Genomic DNA, 24379 nt, shown 5'->3' with positions numbered 1-24379 from the left:
CAAGGACAAGATGGCGCTGCAGCGGCTGCGCGAGGCGGCCGAGAAGGCCAAGATCGAACTGTCGTCCTCCTCGGAGACGCAGATCAACCTGCCCTACATCACCGCCTCGGCCGAGGGCCCGCTGCACCTGGACGAGAAGCTGTCGCGCGCGGAGTTCCAGCGCATGACCGCCGACCTGCTGGAGCGCACCAAGGAGCCCTTCCGGCAGGTGGTGAAGGACGCGGGCATCTCGGTGGGCGACATCGACCAGGTGGTGCTGGTGGGCGGCTCCACCCGTATGCCCGCGGTGACCGAGCTGGTCAGGGAGCTGACGGGCGGCAAGGAGCCCAACAAGGGCGTCAACCCCGACGAGGTCGTGGCGGTGGGCGCGTCGCTGCAGGCGGGCGTGCTCAAGGGCGAGGTGAAGGACGTCCTGCTGCTGGACGTCACGCCGCTGAGCCTGGGCATCGAGACCAAGGGCGGCATCTTCACCAAGATCATCGAGCGGAACACCACGATCCCGACCAAGCGGTCGGAGGTGTTCTCGACCGCCAGCGACAACCAGCCGTCGGTCGGCATCCAGGTGTTCCAGGGCGAGCGTGAGATCGCCGCCTACAACAAGAAGCTCGGCACGTTCACCCTCGACGGGATCCCGCCGGCGCCGCGGGGCGTGCCGCAGATCGAGGTCGCCTTCGACATCGACGCCAACGGCATCGTCCACGTGTCCGCCAAGGACCTGGGCACGGGCAGGGAGCAGTCGGTCACCATCACCGGGGGGTCCGCGCTGCCCAAGGACGACATCGACCGGATGGTCCGGGAGGCCGAGCGGTACGCCGAGGAGGACCGTCGGCGCAAGGAGGAGGCCGAGGTCCGCAACGAGGCCGACACCCTGTCGTACTCGATGGAGAAGTTCCTCAAGGAGAACTCCGAGAAGATCCCCGAGGACGTCAAGAAGGAGGTCGAGGAGGCCGTCGCCGAGGTCAGGAAGAACCTGGAGGGCGACGACGTCGACGCCATCCGTGCCGCCACCCAGCGGCTGGGCCAGGTCGGCCAGAAGATGGGCGCCGCCATCTACGCGCAGGGCCCGCAGGCGGGCGAAGGCGCGTCCGGCGCGTCCGGCGAGGGGGAGGCCCGGCAGGACGACGACGAGGTCGTCGACGCCGAGATCGTGGACGACGACAGGGCCAAGGACGCGCGCTAGGCGGCACCCGATGAGCACGCCCATCGACGACGACACGCCCGTTTACGTCATCTCGGTCGCGGCGCAGCTGTCCGGCCTGCATCCCCAGACGCTGCGCGCCTACGAGCGGATGGGGCTGGTGACGCCGGTGCGCGCGGGCAGCCGCAACCGGCGCTACTCCATGCGCGACATGAGGACGCTGCACGAGATCCAGCGGCTGTCGCGCGACGAGGGCGTCAACCTCGCGGGCGTCCGGCACATCCTCGACCTGCGGCGCGAGACCGAGGCGCTGCGGGCGGAGGTGCGGCGGCTGCGCGAGCTGGTCGACCAGCTGGGCAACGAGCTGGAGTCCACCCGCAGCGTGGCCGCCCGCCTGGCCCGGGAGCTGCGCAGGCGGGGAAGGGCGGGGGACGGCGCGCTGGTGCCCGCCTCCACCCGGGCGGACGTCCGGCCGCCGCCCCCGGCCCCGTGAAGCCCCCGTGCCGGTCCGCGTCGGCCAGTTCAGGCCGCGCGGCCGGCGGGCGTCACCGGACGGTCCCGGCCGGTCGGGTGCCGGATGAGGAAGGTGCCGCAGCACACCACGACCCCTGACACGATCAGCACCAGGCCGGCGGGGGCGATGCCGAGCGGTGGCGGACGCGTCCGGGCGAGCACGTCGTCGGCGGCGCCCGCCGCCAGCGCGGCCGTGGCCAGGCCGCACCGCAGCACGGCGTGGAAGGCGGTCAGCCCGAGCGTGCGGCAGGCGCCGTCCAGGCTCTCCTGCAGGTAGGTGATCGCGCCGACCAGCGCGCCGGTGGCGGCGGCGCCGAACAGCGCCGCGCCGAGGAACGCCCAGGCCGGCGACGCCAGCGCGCCCATCGCGATGATCACCAGGCCCTGTGTCACCGTGGCCAGCCTGACCTGCCCGACCAGGCCGTGCCGCCCGTACAGTCGGGTGCCGAGCAGGCCGAGGAGCGCGCCGACGCCGAACAGCGCCACCAGAGCGCCGAACCCGACGGGCCCGGCGCGCAGCACGTCCCGGACGAACGGGATGCCGACCGAGAACAGCGACCCCAGCCCCAGCGAGACGACCGCCACCGCGGGCAGCACCGACGCCATCACCGGCATCCGCAGCGTGGCCAGGAGCCCCGCCCCCGGCCGGACGGCGTCGCCGGCGGGCCGCCGTTCGCCGCGGCGCGGCCCGAGGTCGGGCAGGCCGCGCACCGCGACGAACGAGACCAGGTAGGTCACCGCGTCCAGCCAGAACACCGCGACGAAGCGTCCGTGGCCGGTCCAGCCGAGCGCGTCCGACAGGAACAGCAGCGCGCCGAACGCCCCCGCGCCCACCGGGATCATGCCGTAGGACGTGGCCATCGTGATGCCGTTGGCCAGCTGCAACGTCCCGCGGTCGGGTCTTCCGTCGCGGCCCCCGACGATGACGGGGACGGCCGAGTCCCGGGCGGGCAGGAACATCAGGCCGACGACCTCGATGGCGAACGCCCACGCGTACACCCACCACAGCGACGGCACGACGGGCAGGACGAACGCCATGCCCGCGCGGACCAGGTCGGAGGTCATCATCACGCTGCGGCGCCGCCACCTGGTCACCACGCGGGCGGCCAGCGGCGCGCCCAGCGCCGAGGGCAGCAGCCGCAGGACCAGGACGCCGCCGACCGCAGTGGTGGAGCCGCTGAGCTCCAGCACCAGGTACATCAGGGCGAGCGTGCCCATCCAGTCGCCGAACGAGGACACCGTCTGCCCGATCAGCAGGCGGCGGAAGGCGGGGCGGTTCAGCCGTTCGGCGGTCCCCATGGGATCCCCGAGACGGCGCGTCCGGCGGGCGGGATGTCCACAGCGACCTGCTTCCCCGCCAGCCGCGCGGCATGCTCGAACGGCCCCGCCGCGGCCCCGTAAGCTGCGGGAATGATGTTCCGGCGGCGGCAGTCGGCGCGGGGGAGGGTCGCTCTGGTCACCGGCGCGTCGGCGGGCCTGGGCCGGGCGATCGCCGTCGCCCTGGCGCGCGACGGCGCCCGCCTGGTCGTGCACGGCCGCGACGAGCGGCGGCTGGCGGAGACGGCCCGCGCCACCGGCGGCGTCCCGATCACCGCCGACCTGGCCGACCCGGCGCAGGTGCGGCGGCTGGCCGACGAGGCGCTGCGGCGGGCCGGGCGGGTGGACGTCCTGGTGCTCAACGCCGGGACCGGGTGGGCCGGACGGTTCACCGACATGCCGGAGGGCGGCGTCGGCCACCTGCTGGCGGTCGACCTGGCGGCGCCGATCACGCTGACCCGGGCGCTGCTGCCGCAGATGCTGGCGCGGGGCGGCGGGCGGCTGCTGTTCGTCACCTCGATCGCCGGGCGGATGGGCGTGGCGGGCGAGGCCGTCTACGCCGCCGCCAAGGGGGGACTGGACGCCTTCGCCGAGAGCCTGCGCCTGGAGCTGCGCGGCACCGGCGTCACCGTCGGCGTGCTGGTCCCCGGCGTGGTCGACACCGGGTTCTTCGAGCGGCGCGGCGCCCCGTACGCGCGGCGCCGTCCCCGGCCCCTGCCGCCCGAGCGGGTCGCCGAGGCCGCCGTGCGGGCCGTCGCCACCGGTTCGGCCGAGGTCCACGTGCCCGGCTGGCTGCGGCTGCCGATCGCCGTCAAAGCCACCGCCCCCGGGCTTTACCGGACCCTCGCGGGCCGATTCGGGGAACGTGTCTGACGGCCTATTTGCCGCGTCGCCGAAAACATTTCCGACACCCTCCGTCTGCTTTTCCAAAGAGGGGGAAGCGATTGGCGGGCGAACGGGCATGACTGCTGCTGAGAGTGACAGGCGGGTGCTTTGTCCGAATCCCGTCGCACCCCGGTCGTGGTGACCGGCCTGGTGGCCTGGCGTGCAACTGGCCTGGTCCTGGTGCCTTGGTCGGCCGGACACCGAAGGGAGGACATGTCCGCGAACGCGCAGGCGTGGGATCCGGCAGCAGGTCCACGGACACTGGACGAATTCGCGCGCCGGGAGAATTTCCCGGTCGCCACGCGATTGCTGCCCGCTCGCCATCGCATGCACCTCCTGGCGGTGTACCGGTACGCCCGCTTCGTCGACGACATCGGGGACCGGGCGCCTCCGCGGGAGCGAAAGGCGCTGCTCGACGAGGTGGAGACGGACCTGCGCCGCCTGTACGAGGGCGGCGCGCCCGAACTGCCGCCGCTCGTCTCGCTGGCCGCGACGGTGCGCGACTGCCGCGTCCCGGCCGAGCCGCTGCGCCGCCTCATCGAGGCCAACCGGCAGGACCAGGTCGTCACCCGGTACGAGACGTTCGACGAGCTGGTGGCCTACTGCGCGCTGTCGGCCGATCCGGTCGGCCGCGTCGTGCTGCACGTCTTCGACGCGGTCACCCCGGACCGGCTCGCCCTGTCCGACCGCGTCTGCACCGCCCTGCAGATCATCGAGCACTGCCAGGACGTCGGCGAGGACTACCGGCGGGGACGGATCTACCTGCCGGAGGCGGACCTGCGCCGGTTCGGCTGCGCCGAGCGGGACCTGACCCGCTCCGCCACCCCCACCCGGCTGCGCGGCGTGATCGCACTGCAGGCCGCGCGGGCGCGCCGCCTGCTCGACGAGGGCTCGGCTCTGGTCGGCGTGCCGGCCGCCGCCCGGCTCACGGAGCCGGGAGGCGCCGCCCCGGCGCGGCTGCCGGGGTTCGCGCGGCTCGCGGTGGCCGGATACATCGCGGGCGGGCGCGCCGCCCTGGCGGCTCTGCAACACCGCGGCTACGACGTTCTCGCGGATCCGCCGCGTCCCGCGAGAACACGGCTGCTGATCGAGTGGTCACGGATGCTCGGAAGGAGATGACCAGTGGATCCGTCTGACGGCTACCGGTACTGCGAGCAGGTGGTCCGCTCGCGGGCACGGAACTTCTCGTACGGGATCAGGCTGCTGCCACCACCCAAGCGGCGGGCGTTAAGCGCGGTGTACGCGCTGGCGCGCCGCATCGACGACTTCGGCGACGACGACGCCACGCCCGCCGACAAGCGGCTGGCCGCGCTCGTCGCCACCCGCAAGCAGATCAGCGACCTGGACAGCAGGCCGACCGACCCGGTGTTCGTCGCGATGGCCGACGCGGCGCGGCGCTACCCGATCCCGCTGGAGGCGTTCGCCGAGCTCGTCGACGGCTGCGAGTCCGACGTGCGCGGCGCCGCCTACGAGACCTTCGACGACCTGCTGGCCTACTGCCGCCGCGTCGCCGGGACGATCGGGCGCCTGTCGCTCGGCGTGTTCGGCGCCACCGACCTGCGGGCCGCCGAGCCGCTGGCCGACGCGCTCGGCGTGGCGCTGCAGCTGACCAACATCCTGCGGGACGTGCGCGAGGACGCCCTGCGCGGCCGCGTCTACCTGCCCGGCGAGGACCTGGCCCGGTTCGGCTGCTCGCTGCAGCGCGACGCGTCCGGCCGGTTCACCGACCCGCCGTCCCGGCTGGTCGCGCTGATGCGCTTCGAGGCGGCGCGGGCCAGCGAGTGGTACGACACCGGGTTCCGGCTGATCCCGATGCTCGACCCGCGCAGCGGCGCGTGCGCCTCGGCGATGGCCGACATCTACCGGCGGCTGCTGGCGCGCATCGCGGCCGACCCGCTCGCCGCGCTGCAGGGCCACGTGTCGCTGCCGCCGTGGGAGAAGGCCGCCGTGGCGCTGCGCTCGCTGTGGATGGTGCGGTGATGGGCGCGGCGGACGACGCGCACGTCGCCGTCGTGGGCGGCGGCCTGGCCGGGATCAGCGCGGCGCTGGCCCTGCAGGAGGCGGGCCTGCGCACGACGATCTACGAGGCGCGGCCCCGGCTCGGCGGCGCCACCTGCTCGTTCCGGCGCGACGGCCTGACCGTCGACAACGGGCAGCACGTGTTCCTGCGCTGCTGCTCGGCCTACCAGGGGCTGCTGCGCAGGCTGGGCGTGCAGAACCGGGTCCGCGTCCAGGACCGCTTCGACGTCACCGTCCTCACCCCGGGCGGCACCGCGGGACGGCTGCGGCGCGCCCGGCTGCCCGGCCCGCTGCACATGCTGCCCGCGCTGGCCGGGTACGGGCTGCTGTCGCCGTCCGACCGGCTGCGCGCCGTCCGCGCGTCGCTGGCCCTGAACCGTCTCGACCCGGGCGACCCCTGGCTCGACCAGCTCGGCATGGGCGCCTGGCTGGCCGCGCACGGCCAACGGCGGTGGCCGCGCGAGGCGCTGTGGGAGCTGTTCGTCACCGCCGCGCTCAACATCCGGCTGGACGAGGCCGCGCTCGGGTCCGCCGCGATGGTGTGCCAGACGGCGCTGCTCGGCCGGGCCGACGCCGCCGACATCGGCGTGGCCGCCGTGCCGCTCGGCGAGCTGCACGGCACGCCCGCGCTGCGGCGCGTGCAGCGCGGCGGCGGGCAGGTCCGGCTGCGGGCGAAGGTCGAGGCGGTGCGGGCCGGGCCGAAGCTGGTGGTGGACGGCACGCCGGTCGCCGCCGACGCCGTCGTGGTGGCCGTGCCGCACCAGGCGGCCGCCGGGATCGTCCCGGACGAGGCGTGCCCCGACCGGACGCGCTGGTCCGGCCTGGGCGCCAGCCCGATCGTCAACGTGCACGTCGTCTACGACACCAGGGTGACGGATCTTCCGTTCGCCGCGGCGGTCGGCTCGCCCGTGCAGTGGGTGTTCGACCGCACCGCCGGGGCCGGCCTGGACCGCGGCCAGTACCTGGCGGTGTCGGTGTCGGCGGCCGACCGGTGGATCGACGTGCCGGCGGCCGAGCTGCGCACGGTGTTCGTCCCCGCGCTGGAGCGCCTGTTCCCGGCCGCCCGGCGGGCCGGGATCGCCGACTTCTTCGTCACCCGGGAACGCCACGCCACGTTCCGGCAGGGCCCCGGCAGCGGCGCGCTGCGTCCCGCCGCCGAGACCCGGATGCCGGGCGTCTTCCTGGCCGGCGCGTGGACCGACACCGGCTGGCCCGACACGATGGAGGGAGCCGTGCGCAGCGGCCTGACCGCCGCCCGTCTCGTCCGCCGCCACCTGCTCGACCGGCGTCCGCGCGAGGGGGTGGACGCGCGATGACCGGCGTTCCCCTCGCCACCGCCGCCGGGCGCGCGCTGGTCGACGAGGCGATGCGCGCGGCGATCGAACGGCTCGACCCGTGGACCCGGCGCGTCACCGCCTACCACCTCGGCTGGGTCGACGCCGACGGCAGGCCCGTCACCGGGGGCGGCGGCAAGGCGCTGCGGCCGGCGCTGGCGCTGCTGTCGGCCCGCGCCGCTGGCGCGGCGCCCGAGACGGCCCTGCCCGGCGCCGTCGCGGTCGAGCTGGTGCACGCCTTCTCACTGCTGCACGACGACATCATGGACGGCGACCGCACCCGCCGGCACCGGCCCGCCGCCTGGACCGTCTTCGGCCCGTCCGCCGCCATCCTCGGCGGCGACGCGCTGATGACGATCGCGATCGAGCTGCTGCTGGACGAGGACGGCCCGGCGGCGCAGCGGGCGGCGCGCGTCCTCACCGAGGCCACCCGGCGGCTCATCGCCGGGCAGGCCCGCGACCTGGACTTCGAGTCCCGCGACGACGTCTCGCTCGACGAGTGCCTGGCCATGGTGGCCGACAAGACCGGCGCGCTGCTGGCCTGCTCCTGCGCGATCGGCGCCACGCTCGCCGACGCGCCGCCGGCGCTGGTCGACGCGCTCGACCGGTTCGGCGCCGAGCTCGGCATGGCCTTCCAGCTCGTGGACGACCTGCTGGGCATCTGGGGCAGCCCGGACACGACCGGCAAGCCCGTCCTGTCGGACCTGCGTGCCCGCAAGAAGTCCCTGCCCGTGGTGGCCGCGCTCGCCGCCGGGACCGCCGAGTCGCGGCGGCTCGCCGAGCTGTACGCGCGCCCGGCACCGCGGCCCGAGGACGAACTGCGCGAGACGGCCCGGCTGATCGAGGCGGCGGGCGGCCGCGCCTGGGCCGAGGCGCAGGCCGCGCACCGCCTGGAACAGGCCGAGACGCGGCTCGGACGGGCGCGGATGGACGACGGCGTCCGCGCCGAGCTCCGCGACATCGCCCGCTTCGTCACCGCCCGCGACCACTGACCGACCACTCGGGACCACCCGGAACGGATGGCGACATGACCCCGACCCAAGCGACCACGACACAGAAGACCACGACGCCGGACACCACCCGCACGACGACGACCGGTGCGCCGCCCGCCGCCGCGCCGCGCACCGAGGACGTGGCGGCCGCCCTGCACCGGGCCCGCGACCACCTGCTGGACCTGCAGTCGCCCGAGGGCTGGTGGAAGGGCGAGCTGCAGACCAACGTCACCATGGACGCCGAGGACCTGCTGCTGCGCGAGTTCCTCGGCGTCCGCACCGCCGACGACACCGCCGAGGCGGCCCGCTGGATCCGCTCCCAGCAGCGCGCCGACGGCACCTGGGCCAACTTCCACGACGGCCCGCCCGACCTGTCCACGACGATCGAGGCGTACGTGGCGCTGCGGCTGGCCGGCGACCCGGTGGACGCCGAGCACATGCGCCGCGCCGCCGCGTACGTGCGCGACGCGGGCGGCATCGAGGCGAGCCGGGTGTTCACCCGCATCTGGCTGGCGCTGTTCGGGCAGTGGTCCTGGGACGACCTGCCGGTCATGCCGCCCGAGATGGTGTTCCTGCCGTCGTGGTTCCCGCTGAACGTCCACGACTGGGCGTGCTGGGCGCGGCAGACGATCGTCCCGCTGACCGTCGTGTGCGCGCTGCGTCCCGTCCGGCCGCTGCCGTTCGACCTGCCGGAGCTGCGCACCGGCCGCCGTCCGCGCCGCGCCAAGGACGCCTGGGGGCACGCGTTCGGCGCGCTGGACCGGGCACTGCACGTCTACCAGAGGCGGCCGGTGCGCACCCTGCGCACCGCCGCGCTGCGCCGCGCCGCCGAATGGATCGTCGCCCGCCAGGAAGCCGACGGGTCGTGGGGCGGGATCCAGCCGCCGTGGGTGTACTCGCTGATGGCGCTGAACCTGCTCGGCTACGACCTGGAGCACCCCGTCATGCGGCGCGGGCTCGACGGGCTCGACCGGTTCACCATCCGCGACGCGACGGGCCGCCGCCTGGAGGCCTGCCAGTCCCCGGTGTGGGACACGGTGCTGGCCGTCACCGCCCTGGCCGACGCGGGCCTGCCCGCCGACCATCCCGCGCTGCTGCGCGCCGCCGGCTGGGTGCTGGACGAGGAGGTCAGGGGACCGGGGGACTGGTCGGTGCGGCGGCCGTTCCTGCCGCCCGGCGGCTGGGCCTTCGAGTTCGACAACGACATCTACCCCGACACCGACGACACCGCCGAGGCGATCCTGGCGCTGCGCCGCACCGCCCACCCCGACGCCGGACCGGCGATCAGGCGGGCCGTGCGCTGGCTGACCGGCATGGCCTCGCGCGACGGCGGCTACGGCGCCTTCGACGCCGACAACACCCGCGTGCTGTGCACCCGCCTGCCGTTCTGCGACTTCGGCGCGGTGATCGACCCGCCGTCGGCCGACGTGACCGCGCACGTCGTCGAGGCGTTGTGCGGGGAGGGCCTGGCCGGGTCGCGGGTGGTGCGGCGGGCGGTGGTGTGGCTGCTCAACGCCCAGGAACCGGACGGCTCCTGGTTCGGACGCTGGGGCGCCAACCACGTCTACGGGACGGGCAGCGTGGTGCCCGCGCTCGTCGCCGCGGGCGTCCGCCGCGACAGACCGGCGATCCGCCGCGCGGTCGCCTGGCTGGAGGCGCACCAGAACCCCGACGGCGGCTGGGGCGAGGACATGCGCTCCTACGACGACCCCGCGTGGATCGGCCGGGGCGTCTCCACCCCGTCCCAGACGGCCTGGGCCCTGCTCGCCCTGCTCGCCGCCGGTGAACGCTCCGCCGCCGTGGACGGCGGCGTCGGCTGGCTCGTCCGGAACCAGCGCGAGGACGGCACCTGGGACGAGGACCACTTCACCGGCACCGGCTTCCCCGGCGACTTCTACATCAACTACCACCTGTACCGGCTGGTGTTCCCGGTGAGCGCCCTGGGCCGCTACCTGGAGGAGGCGATGCCGTGATCCCCGGCGAAGACATGGCACGGCTCGTGGTCTGCGCGGCCCTGGGGATCGAGGCGCGCGCCGTCGCCCGTCCCGGCCTGCGCGTCGTCACGGTCGGCGCCGGACCGCACCGGGCGTACCGGGCCGCCGCGCGGCTGCCGCGCTTCGACGCGCTCGCCGTGACGGGGTTCGCCGGATCGCTGGACCCGCGCGTCCGGCCCGGCAGCCTGTTCGTCGCGACGGAGATCCGCGGCCCGGACGGAACCGTCCCCTGCCCGTCGGCCGAACTGCTCGCCGGGCTGCTGGAACGCGACGGCGCGCCCGTGCACCGCGGCCCGCTGCTGACCAGCGACCACGTCGTGCTGGGCCGCGGCGAGCGCGCCGCGCTCGCCGCCACCGGGGCGCTGGCGGTCGACATGGAGTCCGCCCCGCTGGCCGCCGCGGCGGCGGGCCGGCCCTACGCCGTCGTCCGCGCGATCGTGGACACGCCCGACCGCCCGCTGCTGAGCCCCGCCACCCTCACCGGCGGGCTGGCCGCGCTGCGCCGGCTGCGGACGGTCGGCCCGGCGCTGGCGCGCTGGGGGGCGGCCGTCGGGCCGCGCCGCGTCCTGCTGGCCTCGCCGCGGTCGTTCTGCGCGGGCGTGGAACGCGCCATCGAGATCGTGGAACGCGCGCTGGCCGAGCACGGCCCGCCGGTGTACGTGCGCAAGCAGATCGTCCACAACGTGCACGTGGTGGCGGACCTGCGGCGGCGCGGCGCGGTCTTCGTCGACGACCTCGCCGAGGTGCCCGCCGGAGCCGTCGTGATCTTCTCCGCGCACGGGGTGGCGCCCGCCGTGCGCGCCCAGGCGGACCGCGCCGGGCTGCGGGTCATCGACGCGACCTGCCCGCTGGTCGCCAAGGTGCACGCCGAGGCGCGGCGGTCCGCCGCCCGCGGCGACCTGGTGGCCCTCATCGGCCACGCCGGGCACGAGGAGGTCGAGGGCACCCTCGGCGAGGCGCCCGGCGCCACCGTCCTGGTCGAGACGGCCGAGGACGTGGCGCGGCTGCCCGCCGACCGGCCCGTGTCCTACGTCATGCAGACCACGCTGGCCGTGGAGGAGGCCGAGGAGATCGCCCGCGCCATCACCCGCCGCTTCCCCGACGCCCGGGGACCGCGCACCGACGACATCTGCTACGCCACGACCAACCGCCAGCGCGCCGTCACCGCCGTCGCCCGCGACGCCGACCTGGTGCTGGTGGTCGGCTCGGCGAACTCGTCCAACTCCCGCCGTCTGGTGGAGGTGGCCGAGCGCGGCGGGACGCCGGCGCTGCTCGTCGACGGGCCCGCGGACGTCCCGCTCGACCGGCTCGCCGCGGCCCGCGTCGTCGGCGTCACCGCGGGCGCCTCGGCGCCGCCGGCGATGGTGGGCGCGGTCGTGGACGCCCTGCGCGGCCTGGGCCCCGTCGAGGTGGAGGAGCACGCCGTGACCGTCGAGACCACCGAGTTCACCCTGCCCAAGGAGGTGCGGCCCTGATGGGCATGCCGCTCCGCCAGAGCCTGCGCATCGGCTCCCACATCCTGCGCAACAAAATCCGCGGCCGGGACAGGTTCCCGCTGCTGCTCGAACTGGAGCCGCTGTTCGCCTGCAACCTGGCCTGCGCCGGGTGCGGGAAGATCCAGCATCCGGCCGACGTGCTGAAACGGCGCATGCCCGTCGAACAGGCCGTCGCCGCCGTCCAGGAGTGCGGCGCGCCCATCGTGTCCATCGCGGGCGGCGAGCCGCTGATGCACCCGCAGATCGGCGAGATGGTCGAGGAACTGGTGCGGCTGCGCAGGTACGTGTTCCTGTGCACCAACGCGCTGCTGATCCCCAGGAAGATCGACCAGTTCCGGCCGTCGCCCTACTTCGCGTGGGCCGTGCACATCGATGGCCTGCGCGACCGCCACGACGAGTCGGTCTGCAAGGACGGCGTGTTCGACGAGGCGGTCGCCGCCGTCCGCGAATGCCGCCGCCGGGGGTTCCGCGTCACGACCAACACCACCTTCTTCAACACCGACACCCCGCGCACCGTCATCGAGGTGCTCGACTACCTCAACGACGAGCTCGGCGTCGACCAGATGATGATCTCGCCGGGCTACGCCTACGAGAAGGCGCCCGACCAGGACCACTTCCTCGGTGTCCGGGAGACCCGGGAGCTGTTCCGCAAGGCGTTCGCCGGGGGCAACCGCAAACGCTGGCGCCTCAACCACTCGCCCCTGTTCCTCGACTTCCTGGAGGGCAAGGTCGACTTTCCGTGCACCGCGTGGGCGATCCCGTCGTACTCGCTGTTCGGCTGGCAGCGCCCCTGCTACCTGATGGCGGACGGCTACGCCCAGACCTACCGGGAACTGCTGGAGGACACCGACTGGGACTCCTACGGCCGGGGCCGCGACCCGCGCTGCGCCAACTGCATGGCCCACTGCGGCTACGAACCCACCGCCGTCTTCACGACCTTGTCGTCGGTGAAACAGTCCCTACGGGCTCTGCGCTCCGCCTAAAGGCGCCCGTACGCCGCCGGGTCGCCCGGGGCCGGAGCCGGCGGCCGTCCTCATGACCGAGGGTGTTGCTAGCCTGCGGTTTCCCCGCATCTCGGGCCGAAGCGTGCCCGTCCGCGCCACGTTGATGAGGAACTCATGGGTCATGTCCCGCGGTACGCCACCAGTCACACCATCGACGTGCCTGACGAGGAGGCCGCCCGGCAGGTCGCCCGGCTGCTGGTGGAGCGCGGCCACTCGGTGGTCCGCATGCCTGCGCCCGGACCGTCCGGCGGCCCCCTTTCCGGGAAGGGATGGCGCAGGGTCCACAGCATCGACGAGGGGCCCTATCCGGACGACGACGAGTCGTGGTGGCGGGCGGTCGAGCAGCAGGCCGTCGCCAAGATCGCCGACGCCTACGGCGGCAGCCACATGACCGGAGTCGCCCACGCCGAGACGTTGCGGAGCTTCGTCGCCGAAGGGGAGACCATCGCCGACCGCACCGTGGAGCAGGTGCGCGACCTTCGTCTGGCGGCGCTGTCCGGGGAACCCGCCCGCGCCCCCGCCCCGGTCATCGTCCACGGGCTCGACACACCGGAACCCGTCGGCGACCGGTTCGGAGTGCCGATCGAACTGGACGGTCTCGACGACGTCGACTGGGCCGCACTCGGCCACGCCTACGGTGCGGACGACTCCGTCCCCGCCATCCTGCGCGCGCTCGCGGCCAACGACGAGGGCTGGAACGAAGCGCAGTTCGAGTATTTCAGCGCCGTGGTCCACCAGGACACCTGCTACGCCACCACCCCGCCGACCATCGGGTTCCTGACGCGGCTCGCGCTCGCCCCCCAGCTGAATCCGCCCTACCGGCTGGAACTGCTGATCGATTTCGTCTACATGGCGACGATCGACCCCGGCCCGGCGTCCGGCGAACCGGTCGGCGAGGACAGTTCCGACGAGGAGCTCACCTGCCAGGCCGTCATCGACCACCTGCCGCAGGTGCTCTCCCTGTGGCCCGACGGCACGCCGCCGCTACGGGCCTGGCTGATCGTCCTGGCCGCCCTGGACCCGGCGGCCGCCACCGCCCTGATCCCCGGCATGCGGGACTTCCGGCGGCAGGTCGAAGGGCCCAGCCCCGCACTGGACCTGGCGTTGGCGCTGCTCACCGGCGACGAGGACGCCGCCCTCGACCTCACGGCCGAGGCGGCCGCGCGCGACGAGCGCGTGTCCGACCTGCTGGAGCACCCGCTGCCGTTGCGCGCCCGCCATCTCAAGGTGCTGTTCCACCTGGCCCTGGAGGAACTCGCCCCGAAGAAACGCGGAGGCGGGCACTAGGCTGAGCCCCGTGGCCGAAATGATCATCGAGGCCCGGGATGTCACGGTGGAGCTCGCCGGTGCCGTGGTCCTCGACGGGGTCGACCTCGCGGCCGGTCGTGGCGAGATCGTCGCCGTGGCCGGGGACAACGGGGCCGGCAAGACCACGCTGCTGCGCTGCCTGGCGGGGCTCCAGCCGCGTGCGGCCGGTGAGGTCGGGGTGCTGGGCCGCCCGCCCGCCGACGCGCCGGACTTCTGGCGTGACGTGGCGTTGGTCGGCGACGAACCGGCCTGGTATCCGGGGCTGTCCGTGCTGGAGCACCTGGAGTTGATGGCGTCGGTGCACGACGGCGCCCGGATGGGGGCCGAGGAGGCGCTGGAGCCGTTCGGTCTGACGGGGCGGCGCGACATGGCGCCGGTGGCGATGTCCACCGGTCAGCGGCAGAGGCTGTCGCTGGCGATGGCGCTGCTGCGCCCCAGCCGGGTGCTGTTGCTGGACGAACCGGAGCGCGGCCTGGACGCGGCGTTCCGGATGCGGCTGGCGTCGATCCTCGCCGCGTACGCGGCGGCCGGAGGCACCGTCGTGATGGCGACCCACGACCCCGCGATGGCCAAGGCCGCGGGGGCGCGGCTGGTCAGGCTGGAGGCCGCGTGAACCTCGTCCCCCGCGCACAGCGCCCGAGCTGGGCCGACCGGTACGTGCTGTTGTTCGGCCTGGCGGTGGCGTCGCTGCTGCTCGCGCCGGTGGTGCAGGACGTGCTCGCGACCCTGGACCGCCGGACCGACCCGGCGCAGGCGGGGGCCGGACTGGCGCTGCTGGGCCTGCTGTACGCGGGCTTTCTGGCCGTGGCCCGCGCCTTCGGGCCGGTCGCGCTGCCCGCCGCCGATGCGGCCTGGCTGCTGCTGTCCCCGCTGCCGCGCCGCCGGGTGCTGACGCGACCGGCGATGATCCTGCTCGGTGCGGCGGTGGTGGCCGGGCTGGCCTTGGGGGTGAGCCTGCTGGCGGTGCTGGGCGCACCGGACCCGGCCGTCGTGCGCTTGGTGGCGGTGCTGGTGCTGGGCGTCTCCGCGACCGTCGGCGGCATGGCGGTGGCGGTGCTGGCGCAGACGTCGGCGCCGTGGGACGACGGGCTGCGAGTGATGATCGTCGCGGTGGCGGCCCTGGCGGTGCTGGCGGCCCTGCTGAGCGAACCCGCCGGGCGCCTGCTCCAAACGGTTCCGGCGGTGCTCGGCGCGGCCCTGGCGGCGGCCTGCGGCGTCGCCGCCGCGCTGGCGGTGCGGTCGGCGTGGGCCCGGCTCGACCGCGTCCACGCGCGCGACCTGCTGGCCGCCTCCACCCGCGTCCGCCAGGTGACCACCGCGACGACCATGCTCGACGTGAGCTCCCTGACCTGGGCCGTCGAGGACGCCCATTGGCGTGGCCGGGGCCTGCGGTCGCGCAGGTGGCCGCGGCTGCCCGCGCCGTTCGCGCTGGCCTGGCACGACTGGCGCAGGCTCGGCCGCCTGCCCGGGCGGCTGACCGTCCTGTCGGCGTCCGCCGCGCTGCCCGCGCTGGCGATGCGGGCGGCGGGCGGGACCACCCCGGTCGTGGTGGCGCTGACGGCGGCCGGAGCGCTGGCCGCCGCCGCCTCCTGCACGGCCGGTGCCCGCCGCGACGCGGACGATCCCGCTTTCACCCGGCTGTGCGGCGTCGGTCCCCGCGCGGCGCTGGCCGCGCGCGCCGTGCTCCCGGCGCTGGTCGGCGGTCTCTGGCTGGCCGTGGCGTTGGCCGGGCTGGAGACGGCCGGTGGCCTGCCCGGCGGCCCGTGGTGGCCGCTGGCGCTCCCCGCCGCGCCCGCGCTGGCCGCCGGGGCGTTGCGGATGGCGCGGCGCCCCCCGGTGGATCACGCGATGCCGGTCATCGAGACACCGGCCGGCTCCGTCCCCACAGGCCCGGTCCTGTGGGCGGTGACCGGCGCGGACCTGGCCCTGCTCGGCTGCGCGCCCGTGCTGCACGTCCTCCTGGACCGCCCCGCCGCCCTCGGCCCGGCACTGGCCGTCCAGGCCGTCACCGGTGCCGCGACGCTCGGCCTCTACCTGCTGCGGGCGCGAACACGCTGATCGAGAGGATCACTGGATTCCGGCGTCCTTGCACTTGGCGGCGTAGGCGCCCTTGCAGAGGTCTTCCTTCTTGACGAAACCGTCGTCGACGACGCGCTTGACGTTGTTCTTGTCGACCCCGATCGGGATCAGCAGGACCGACGGCACCTGCCGTTTGCCCTGGGGGTCGTTCACCGTGCCGTTGGTCTCGGCCTTCTCGCCCTTGATGAGCGCGACCGCCAGTTTGGCCGCCGCGTCGGCCTCCTGCTTGACCGGCTTGTAGACCGTCATGCACTGGTTGCCGTCCAGGATGTTCTGCAGCCCCTCCAGGGTGCCGTCCTGGCCGGTCACCGGGACCTTTCCGGCGGCGCGGTTCTTCTTCAGGATCGAGATGGCCGCGTTGCCCACGCCGTCGTTGGCGGCCAGCACGCCGTCGATCTTGCCGTTCTGCTGCGTCCACATCTGCTCGAAGATGGTCGCGGCCTGCTGGGGCTCCCAATCCGGCACCGCCTGCTCGGCGACCTTCTTGTAGGTGGAGACCTTGTCGAGAATGTTGTGGGCGCCCTGCGCGAACAACGTCGCGTTGTTGTCGGTCGGCGCGCCGTTGAGGTAGACGATGTCGGCATTCTTGTCGCCCAGGCACTTCTGCAGGCCCTTGCCCAGTTCCTCGCCGACCTTGACGTTGTCGAACGAGACGTAGTAGTCGGCGACGCCGCCCAGGGTGAGCCGGTCGTAGTCGATCGTCTTGACGCCCTGCTGCTGCGCCTTGCGCTGCACGGCGGCGGCCGAATTGGAGTCCAGTCCGCTCACGGCCAGGACCGTCACGCCATTGGTGATCATCTGGTCGGCGATGGTCTGGAACCGCTGGGGGTCGCCCTCGGCGTTCTGGATGTCGTACTGCACCCCGGCCGCCTTGAACGCCTGCTCCAGATAGGGCCGGTCGAAGTTCTCCCAGCGGACCGAGGACGTGGTGTCGGGCAGGATCACGCCGACCTTGCCCTGGGCGGCGCCGGAACCGCCCTCGTCGTCACCGGAGTCGCCTCCGCACGCGGTGAGGGTCAGCGCCGCGGCCGCCGACACGGCGGTGAGGCCGAGGACCCCTTTGCCGAGGAACCGCCTGCGGAAAACCGTGCCGCTTTTGTCCAGCGCGGACGCTCGTGTGCGCACGCCAACTCCAAAGGGGTGGGAAGCCGGGCCGGCACCCGACCGCCGGCCGCTGACTTTGGTGAACTGTAGAAATCGCGGTTAATCAGCGTCAAGGACGAATAAGGCCGGATACGGCCATAGTTAATACGGAGTCGGGAGAAAGTGGCTAAGGTGCGGTCATGGATGACTCGCCGGGGTCCCTGGCATCGCTGCGGTCGCGGAATCGGCTGCTGGTCCTGGAGACCGTCCGGCGGCACGGCCGGATCAGCCGGGTCGGCATCGCCCGTGCGACGGGCCTGTCCCGCACGACCGTCTCCAGCCTCGTCGCCGACCTGCTGGCCGAGGGCGTGCTGAGCGAGGCGGCCGCGTCCGCGCCGCCCTCCGCCTCGCGGGGCGGCCGTCCCGCCACCCCGCTGTCGCTCAACCCCGAGGGCGGCGGCGTGCTGGGCGTCCATCTGCGGCACACCGACATCCGCGTGCTGCTGGCCGACCTGTCCGGAGGCGTTCTCGGCGAGCGGCATCGCGGGCTCGACGTCGACCACCAGCCCGGCCGGGCGCTGGACTTCGTCGCCGAGACCGCCCTCGACCTGGTCGCGACCGAGGGCCGGGGCATGGGCCGCGTCTTCGGCATGGGCGTGGCGGTGTCGGCGCCCGTCCGGTCGCGGTCGCACACGCCGAGCACCCCGTCCATGCTGGCCGCCTGGACCGACGTCGACATCGCCGCCCGGCTGCGGGAACGCGTCGGGCTCCCGGTGCACGTCGGCAACGACGCGAACCTGGGCGCCCTGGCCGAATGGACGTTCGGGGCGGCGCGCGGCGTCCACGACATGATCTACGTGATGCTGTCGGACGGCGTGGGCGCCGGGCTGATCCTGGACGGGCGGCTCTACGAGGGCGCCACCGGAACGGCGGGCGAACTCGGCCACGTGCCCGTGGTCGACGGCGGGTACGTGTGCCGGTGCGGAAACCGCGGCTGCCTGGAGACCGTCGTGGGGGCCCGCGCGCTGAGTTCGGCGTTCTCCCACATCCGCGGGCCGGACACCACCATCGCCGACCTGGTGGCGCTGCTGGCCGCCGACGATCCGGGGGCGCGGCGGGTGGTGTCCGACGCGGGCCGCATGATCGGCCAGGCTCTGGCGGGCGTCTGCGCAGTGCTCGAACCCCGCCTCGTGGTGATCGGCGGGGAGGTCGCGGCGGTCGGGCGGCTGCTGCTCGACGGCGTCCGCGACGAGCTGACCCACCGGCTGCCCCCGGCGATCGGCCACGCGGTCGCCGTCACCGCCGGCAGCCTCGGCGACCGCGCCGAGGCGTTCGGCGCCATCGTCCTGGCCACCCACCAGACCTCCGCCCACCTGCTGAAACCCTGACTCGCGCCGGGTGCGGAGCGGTCCCGGGCGGGAAGGGTGAGCCGTGAGGTCCGAGTCCGGCAGGACGGCCCACGCGGACCGGCCACGGCGGGGACGGTGATGTCGCGATGCACGTCTCGATCATGCTTTTCACCCGCGACCTGCGGGTTCGGGACAATCCCGCGCTGGCGGCGGCGTGCCGGGCCGAGCGGGTGGTGCCGCTGTTCGTGTTCGACGACGCCATTCTGAACGGGCGGTTCGCCGCGCCCAACCGGGTCCGGTTCCTCCTCGACTGCCTCGGCGACCTGCGCGAATCGCTGCGCGGCCTCGGCGGCGACCTGGTGGTGCGCCGCGGCGATCCGGTCGCGCACGTCGCCCGGATCGCCGCCGAAACAGGCGTCCAGGCGGTGACGCTCGCCGACGAGCGATCGGCGTTCGGGACGCGGCGGCTGGCGGCGCTGCGGGAACTGCGCCTTGAGGTGTCGGCGCACCCGGGCGTCACGGTGGTGCCGCCAGGGGAACTGGCCCCGTCCAGCGGCGACCACTACCGCGTGTTCAGCCCGTACTGGCGGGCCTGGGAGGCGGCCTCGTGGCGGCCGGTCGCCGACCCTCCGGCGAGGATCCGGCTGCCCGGCGGCGTCGAGCCCGGGACGCTGCCGGAACTGCACGACCTGACGTCCGGTTCGCTGTCACCCCACCTGCCGACGGGAGGCGAGCACGCGGGACGGGACCGCATGGCGGCGTGGCTCCGCAGCGACGCCGCCGCCTACGAGCAGGCCCACGACGACCTGGCCGCCGACCGCACCTCGCGGCTCAGCCCGTACCTGAAGTTCGGCTGCGTCTCGCCCCTGGAGCTGGCCAACGCGACCGGCGGGGCCTACCGGCGGCAACTCGCCTGGCGCGACTTCCACCACCAGGTGGCCGCGGCCTTCCCGGACCTGCCCCGCCGCGACTACCGCCCCCGAGCACGACGCTGGAACCGCGAGCACGACGCCCTCGCCGCCTGGTGCGACGGCACGACCGGCGTGCCGATCGTCGACGCGGGCATGCGCCAGCTGCACCGCGAGGGCTTCATGCACAACCGAGCCCGCCTGATCACCGCGTCGTTCCTCACCAGGAACCTGGGCGTCGACTGGCGGGAGGGCCTGGCCCACTTCGGCGACTGGCTCATCGACGGCGACATCGCCGACAACGCGGGCAACTGGCAGTGGGTCGCCGGGACCGGCAACGACACCCGCCCCAACCGCGTCATGAACCCGCTGCGGCAGGCGGCCAGGTATGACCCGACCGGCGCCTACGTCCGCACCCACATACCCGAACTCGCCGCCGTCCCCGCCCCGCACATCCACCACCCCTGGACCCTCCCCACCGAAACACGCCGCCCGCTCGCCTACCCACCCCCCATCGTCGCCCTCCCCTGACCCAGCGCGACGCCAAGCGATCATCGGGCAGCGGCCATCGCGGACATGAGGTCCTCCTCGCCGACCCGGCTCGGCGGCGACGGCACCCACACGCATGACGACGCGGTAAGAGCCCTCCACCAGCTCGCGCGGGTCGAAGGGATGAGCAGAAAGACCAAACCCTGGACCGCCGGCTCGCCCAGCAGGTCCTGCAAGCCTCGGCCTTGACGCCCACGTCCAGGCCCTGCGTCGGCCGTCCAGACAACAAGAGAGGCCGCCCGGTGTGCGCGGCCTCTCTTGTGACCGGCGCCGACCACGGTGGGGGCAGCCGTCCCGCTCGGGTGTCACCCACGCAGTGATCGGGAGCCAGATGACGCCCACGACGTGAACCGGACCGGTCGCAATGAGGTGTCGCGCCACCGCCCCGGGCCAACCGATCGCCTCGTCTTGATTCGCACGCGTCAGCGGGAGATCGAGATCGCGCATCAGTACTCGATCTCGAACCACGTTGTGCGACCGGTCGCGTTCTGGTCGCTGCCCCAGTCATGGGACAGGTTCTGGACGATGATCAGGCCGCGCCCACCGGTCTCGTCCCACAGGTCGACGTCCCGGACGCGGGGCGCCTTGCCGTTGCCGCTACCGGGATCGGTCACCTCCACGCGCACCGTGCACCACGTGTAGGCGAGCAGGACGCGTATTGAGTCGCCGGGCTGCTGATCGGCGTGAACGACCGAGTTGGCGATCACCTCGTCGGCGCACAGCACGATGTCGTCGATCACCTCGGTGACGATGTGCGCGGGCTCGGGAAACCGGATCGTCTCCTTGATCCGTGACACGATCCAGCCGCGAGCCGCCTCGGCACTCCGCGGATCCTGTGGGAACCGGCGCTCTCCGAAGACCCTCGTCGCGTTGACCGGTATCGAGTGCTCGCCCCGCGTCCGGATGTCCTGGGCACGCCGCCACCACTCCGGAAGACGCCACTCGACCAGCGGATTACTCGCGATCACGCCGACCCCCATCGAGTGCCATAGCTCCCTCGAAAGCGGCAACGACGGTCTGCGCAGCCCGCGCAGGCCGCCGCATCATGAGAACACTCATGGCAGTAGCGCTCCCGCGATGATCCGTGCCGCCGCGGCTGGGTCCGACATCGGAGCCACCAAGTTGGGGCCCGCGGCAGGGGCCCCCGGGGTCACGTACCACCACGTCTCGGCGTAGTAAACGCACCCGACGCGAACACAGCGTCCACGGTTCCCCACCCTGAGGTCGGCGACGCGGTACACGTACAGGAACGGGAACCCTTCGGCTTCCACGATCACCGCCATGAGATCGGTGTTCGCGAGCAATCGCGCCTGCAACGCGGCATACGCACCCATACGCTCCCCATGCACCGACTTGACGATCTCTAGAAGCGCCTGGTTGCGAGGCGGGGCGGGAGTGACTTGGACGCTCGGAAGGCTGATGAGGGCATTCCGGGCCCGAGTCGGGCGTGTGTGGTCTCTGCTGTGCTGTCCCACTTCGGCCACCTTTGACTAACGCTCTGTGCGTACTGCGTTACAGAGTGCGTCACTGTGGGTTACGCTCGCTACGTTCGCGGAACATCGGAAACATAGGAGAGGCGCACCCATGCCGATCGTTGACGGGCTGGATCCGGAGGGCTCGATCTGGCACTACATAGCCATTACGCTCCGGGAACAGCGCGAACAACGCAACCTGTCGGGCAACAAGCTCGCTCAGCGAATTGGCTGCGATCGCTCGTATGTTTCCCGTGTTGAGAACGGACGAATCCATCTCTCCCGGGCGTACGCCGAGAAGATCGATGCACTATGGGAAACGCGTTTCGCGTGGCTCGTCAAGCTTGCGGAGGCATCGGACGGCGGGGACTGGTTCACGGGACTCGTCGAGCACGAGGAGCGGGCCACGCATCACCGCATGTGGGAGGCGCTAATCATCCCCGGACTCTTTCAAACGGAAGCCTATGCCCGTGCAGCCCTCGCGGCCGGACTGGCGGCGGACATCGAGTCGGCCCTAGAGCGGAGGCTCGCGCGGCAGCGCGCCGTGTGGGAACGGCCGAATCCTCCGCACGTGTCAGCGATCATCTATTGGCCGATCCTGGAGCAGCCCGTTGGCGGCCTGGGCGTCATGCGCGAGCAACTGGCGCGCCTCCTCGAACTCGGTGACAGTCCCAACGTGACCGTTCGAGTTCTGGAGCGCAGTGTCGGCGCACACGTTGGCATGGACGGGTCGTTCACGCTGCTGTCCTTTGACGGACGAGACATCGCATTCGCAACCGCACCCGAACGCGGGCGGCTCATCGTCGTCCCGACCGACGTGCAGCAGTTCCAAGTAAGGTACGACCGAATCGCGAACCTCGCGGCGAACCGGTCCGCCTCACGGGCCCTGATCGAGCAAGCCATGGAGAACTACAGATGACAACCCAGTGGCGCAAGTCCAGCCGTAGTGATACAAGCGGTGGACAATGTGTGGAGCTCGCGGGCATCGAGGGCAGCGTTGGCGTCCGCGACTCTAAGGACCCGTCCGGGCCCAAGCTCATGCTGACTGCGGACGCGTGGCGCGCGTTGCGTGCTGGCATCGTGGACGGTCGTCACGACTTGAGCTAGCAGCAGCGGAGGAAGGTGAAGGGCCGGGGCGCAGGAGTGCTAGCCCATCGCGGCTCTGCCGGAGCACGCATTTGGGAGTCGTACATGAGCGAGTGGCGCAAGTCGAGCCGGAGCGGCACGTCTGGGGGGGACTGCGTAGAAGTTGCGAACCTCGGCCGAAACATCGGGGTCCGCGACTCTAAGGACCCGTCCGGGCCCAAGCTCATGCTGACTGCGGACGCGTGGCGCGCGTTGCGTGCTGGCATCGTGGACGGTCGTCACGACTTGAGCTAGCAGCAGACGCAGATCAAGGGGCCGGGGGCGCCCTTGCGCCGTCGGCAGCCCGAGAGGGTGAGGAAGATGAACATGGCCGCTGTCGTATGGCGCAAGAGCACCCGTAGTGGCAACAATGGCGGCGAGTTTGTTGAGGTCGCCGCTCCTGCCCCATCCCTGGTCTCAACTGCGGCTGCCCACCCTGCCGACCTGGGGCGCCTGGGCGGAGCACCAGGTCAGCCTCCCCCTCAGCCAGGCCCACCCGCTGACCTTCGTGTTCGGCCCGAACGACAACGGCAACGTCAACCTGGACAACATCACCCTCGAACCCGATCCGGGCGTCATCCGCCGATAGCCCACGTCACCAGCACGACAAGCAGGGCGGCGCCGACACCCCTCGGCGCCGCCCCGCTTCATCGCGCCGGTTGCGGCGTATGAACGGGGCACCGCACACCACGGTCACGACGGGGCATGCGGCCGGGTGACGTTCGGTGCCATCCACCCAGGAGCCCGGCGGGGAAGACGGTCTCATGCCGATCCCGGCGGGTGTGCATGTCCCAGAGGATGTAGGCGGGCCCTGGACCGCGGTGGCCCCTCGGGCGCTGAGCGGACACACGCCTTCGGCTTGGCGTGACTCCTCCTGACCGCCATCGACGCCAGGAGGCGGCCGTCCGCCACGGCGTCCGCGCCGCCCGGGGCACTCCGCACTGATCGGTTATAGCGTCGGCCCTGATGAGTTGGCTGCCTGACGACTTCGTCCACCCCGTCCACGTGCCCGTGCCCGGCACCGCGCTTCACCTGCGGCCGATCCGGGAGGCGGACACCCCGCTCGACTACCCCGCCGTGATGGGATCCCGGGAGCGCTTGTGGGAGATCTTCGGCCCGGCCTGGGCCTGGCCCAAGGAGACGATGACCTATGAAGAGGACCGCATCGACCTGCTGCGGCACGAGAAGGAGATAGCCGCGCACCAGTCGTTCAACTACGCACTCCTGGACGAGGGGGAGACGGCGATTTTCGGCTGCGTCTACGTCGATCCGCCCGAGCGCGCCGGCGCCGACGCAGAGGTCTGCTGGTGGGTGGTGGACGACCTCGTCGGCGGCGAGGCGGAGCGCGCGCTCGACGCGTTCGTGCCGCAGTGGATCGCCGCCGAATGGCCCTTCCGGCAGCCCCGCTATCTGGGCCGCGACATCACCTGGCAGGACTGGCTGTCGCTGCCCCGTGCCGTGTGACACGTTCGGGTACGGCATCCGGCGGCGGTGCCACCGACCTCAGGTCGCCGCTCCGCGGGCGGTGGCCAGTGCGGACGTGATGGCCTGCTCTGTGAACTGGCCGTCGAGGGACCAGCCGTCCTGTTCGTCTCCTCCGTCCCGCGCGAGCTGGTGGAGGGCTCCCACCGCGTCGTGGTGATGCGCGAGGGCACCGTCGCCGCCGAACTCGCCGGCCCCCAGACTCGTCCAGCAGGACCTTCTGCTGGTTGCCGCCCGACGGCTCGCGGACCTTCTGGTGCGGCGAGGTGGCGGTGATGTGTCCCTCGGCCGTGCGGTCCTCGGGCAGCAGCCCGACGCCCGCCCGGATGGCG

General features: G+C 73.1%; 23 protein-coding genes and 1 pseudogene. 21 read left to right on the top strand and 3 right to left on the bottom strand.

What is annotated here, in order from left to right:
* The coding region (locus ABD811_RS17980) for an Hsp70 family protein (protein ID WP_344948612.1) at positions 1-1180 on the top strand (1180 nt) is incomplete at its 5' end.
* Positions 1181-1190: 10 nt separating this feature from the next.
* On the top strand, positions 1191-1631 hold the full coding sequence (locus ABD811_RS17975) for a heat shock protein transcriptional repressor HspR (RefSeq protein WP_344948610.1): 441 nt from the start codon (positions 1191-1193) through the stop codon (positions 1629-1631).
* Between the two features lie 29 nt (positions 1632-1660).
* Here the strand turns inward: ABD811_RS17975 and ABD811_RS17970 are convergent, their stop codons facing one another.
* The gene (locus tag ABD811_RS17970) at positions 1661-2950 is read right to left on the bottom strand and encodes an MFS transporter (RefSeq protein WP_344948608.1); all 1290 of its coding nucleotides are present in this window, start codon (positions 2948-2950) and stop codon (positions 1661-1663) included.
* A 111-nt stretch (positions 2951-3061) separates the two neighbouring features.
* On the opposite strand from ABD811_RS17970, the gene ABD811_RS17965 reads away from it, so the two are divergent.
* The 11 genes from ABD811_RS17965 (at position 3062) to ABD811_RS17915 (ending at position 16058) form a co-directional block, all read left to right on the top strand.
* Positions 3062-3841, top strand: coding sequence for an SDR family NAD(P)-dependent oxidoreductase (locus ABD811_RS17965; protein ID WP_344948605.1), 780 nt, complete (start codon positions 3062-3064; stop codon positions 3839-3841).
* 225 nt (positions 3842-4066) lie between these two features.
* A complete protein-coding gene (gene hpnC / locus ABD811_RS17960) occupies positions 4067-4972 on the top strand; it encodes a squalene synthase HpnC (RefSeq protein WP_344948604.1) in 906 nt (301 codons plus the stop codon).
* A 3-nt stretch (positions 4973-4975) separates the two neighbouring features.
* The gene (hpnD, locus tag ABD811_RS17955; protein WP_344948602.1) at positions 4976-5833 is read left to right on the top strand and encodes a presqualene diphosphate synthase HpnD; all 858 of its coding nucleotides are present in this window, start codon (positions 4976-4978) and stop codon (positions 5831-5833) included.
* On the top strand, positions 5833-7188 hold the full coding sequence (hpnE, locus tag ABD811_RS17950) for a hydroxysqualene dehydroxylase HpnE (protein WP_344948601.1): 1356 nt from the start codon (positions 5833-5835) through the stop codon (positions 7186-7188). Before hpnD ends, hpnE begins: the two co-directional genes overlap by 1 nt.
* Positions 7185-8198, top strand: a complete 1014-nt coding sequence (locus ABD811_RS17945; RefSeq protein ID WP_344948598.1) for a family 2 encapsulin nanocompartment cargo protein polyprenyl transferase — start codon at positions 7185-7187, stop codon at positions 8196-8198. The genes hpnE and ABD811_RS17945 overlap by 4 nt, the downstream gene beginning before the upstream one ends.
* A gap of 35 nt (positions 8199-8233) precedes the next feature.
* Positions 8234-10171, top strand: coding sequence for a squalene--hopene cyclase (shc, locus tag ABD811_RS17940; protein ID WP_344948596.1), 1938 nt, complete (start codon positions 8234-8236; stop codon positions 10169-10171).
* The gene (gene ispH, locus ABD811_RS17935; protein ID WP_344948593.1) at positions 10168-11667 is read left to right on the top strand and encodes a 4-hydroxy-3-methylbut-2-enyl diphosphate reductase; all 1500 of its coding nucleotides are present in this window, start codon (positions 10168-10170) and stop codon (positions 11665-11667) included. The genes shc and ispH overlap by 4 nt, the downstream gene beginning before the upstream one ends.
* Positions 11667-12671, top strand: coding sequence for an adenosyl-hopene transferase HpnH (hpnH, locus tag ABD811_RS17930; RefSeq protein WP_344948591.1), 1005 nt, complete (start codon positions 11667-11669; stop codon positions 12669-12671). Before ispH ends, hpnH begins: the two co-directional genes overlap by 1 nt.
* Before the next feature lie 135 nt (positions 12672-12806).
* The gene (locus ABD811_RS17925; RefSeq protein WP_344948588.1) at positions 12807-13979 is read left to right on the top strand and encodes a hypothetical protein; all 1173 of its coding nucleotides are present in this window, start codon (positions 12807-12809) and stop codon (positions 13977-13979) included.
* A 19-nt stretch (positions 13980-13998) separates the two neighbouring features.
* The gene (gene ccmA, locus ABD811_RS17920) at positions 13999-14613 is read left to right on the top strand and encodes a heme ABC exporter ATP-binding protein CcmA (protein WP_344948614.1); all 615 of its coding nucleotides are present in this window, start codon (positions 13999-14001) and stop codon (positions 14611-14613) included.
* Complete coding sequence (locus tag ABD811_RS17915) at positions 14610-16058, top strand: DUF6297 family protein (RefSeq protein WP_344948584.1); 1449 nt, start codon at positions 14610-14612, stop codon at positions 16056-16058. The genes ccmA and ABD811_RS17915 overlap by 4 nt, the downstream gene beginning before the upstream one ends.
* A gap of 9 nt (positions 16059-16067) precedes the next feature.
* Here ABD811_RS17915 and ABD811_RS17910 read toward each other — a convergent pair whose 3' ends face one another.
* Positions 16068-17204 carry a sugar ABC transporter substrate-binding protein gene (locus ABD811_RS17910; RefSeq protein ID WP_344948582.1) on the bottom strand — a complete coding sequence of 379 codons (1137 nt, stop codon included), beginning with the start codon at positions 17202-17204 and terminating at the stop codon, positions 16068-16070.
* 158 nt (positions 17205-17362) lie between these two features.
* Between ABD811_RS17910 and ABD811_RS17905 the strand changes: the two genes are divergently transcribed.
* Together ABD811_RS17905 and ABD811_RS17900 are read left to right on the top strand one after the other, a co-directional pair.
* Positions 17363-18550, top strand: coding sequence for an ROK family transcriptional regulator (locus ABD811_RS17905; protein ID WP_344948580.1), 1188 nt, complete (start codon positions 17363-17365; stop codon positions 18548-18550).
* 107 nt (positions 18551-18657) lie between these two features.
* On the top strand, positions 18658-19950 hold the full coding sequence (locus ABD811_RS17900) for a cryptochrome/photolyase family protein (RefSeq protein ID WP_344948577.1): 1293 nt from the start codon (positions 18658-18660) through the stop codon (positions 19948-19950).
* 464 nt (positions 19951-20414) lie between these two features.
* Here the strand turns inward: ABD811_RS17900 and ABD811_RS17895 are convergent, their stop codons facing one another.
* Entirely contained in the window at positions 20415-20948 is a 534-nt protein-coding gene (locus ABD811_RS17895) for an ATP-binding protein (protein ID WP_344948573.1), read from the bottom strand.
* Positions 20949-21552: 604 nt separating this feature from the next.
* Here ABD811_RS17895 and ABD811_RS17890 point away from each other — a divergent pair.
* From ABD811_RS17890 to ABD811_RS17870, 6 genes and pseudogenes are all read left to right on the top strand, one after another.
* Positions 21553-22359 (top strand): helix-turn-helix domain-containing protein, encoded by an 807-nt coding sequence (locus ABD811_RS17890; RefSeq protein ID WP_344948570.1) that lies wholly within the window; start codon positions 21553-21555, stop codon positions 22357-22359.
* Positions 22356-22547 (top strand): DUF397 domain-containing protein, encoded by a 192-nt coding sequence (locus ABD811_RS17885; protein WP_344948568.1) that lies wholly within the window; start codon positions 22356-22358, stop codon positions 22545-22547. The genes ABD811_RS17890 and ABD811_RS17885 overlap by 4 nt, the downstream gene beginning before the upstream one ends.
* 84 nt (positions 22548-22631) lie before the next feature.
* Positions 22632-22820: a DUF397 domain-containing protein gene (locus ABD811_RS17880; protein WP_344948566.1), complete on the top strand. Its 189-nt coding sequence runs from the start codon at positions 22632-22634 to the stop codon at positions 22818-22820.
* Positions 22821-22886: 66 nt separating this feature from the next.
* Positions 22887-22937: pseudogene (locus ABD811_RS44015) on the top strand (hypothetical protein); the annotation flags it as partial.
* Between the two features lie 13 nt (positions 22938-22950).
* Positions 22951-23154 carry a carbohydrate-binding protein gene (locus ABD811_RS17875; RefSeq protein ID WP_344948563.1) on the top strand — a complete coding sequence of 68 codons (204 nt, stop codon included), beginning with the start codon at positions 22951-22953 and terminating at the stop codon, positions 23152-23154.
* 377 nt (positions 23155-23531) lie between these two features.
* Entirely contained in the window at positions 23532-24029 is a 498-nt protein-coding gene (locus ABD811_RS17870) for a GNAT family N-acetyltransferase (RefSeq protein WP_344948560.1), read from the top strand.
* Positions 24030-24379 lie beyond the last annotated feature (350 nt).

It is taken from the genome of Actinomadura miaoliensis, from assembly GCF_039536785.1.
GTDB classification, from domain to species: Bacteria; Actinomycetota; Actinomycetes; order Streptosporangiales; family Streptosporangiaceae; genus Spirillospora; species Spirillospora miaoliensis.
This window is presented reverse-complemented; position numbering and strand designations above follow the sequence as displayed.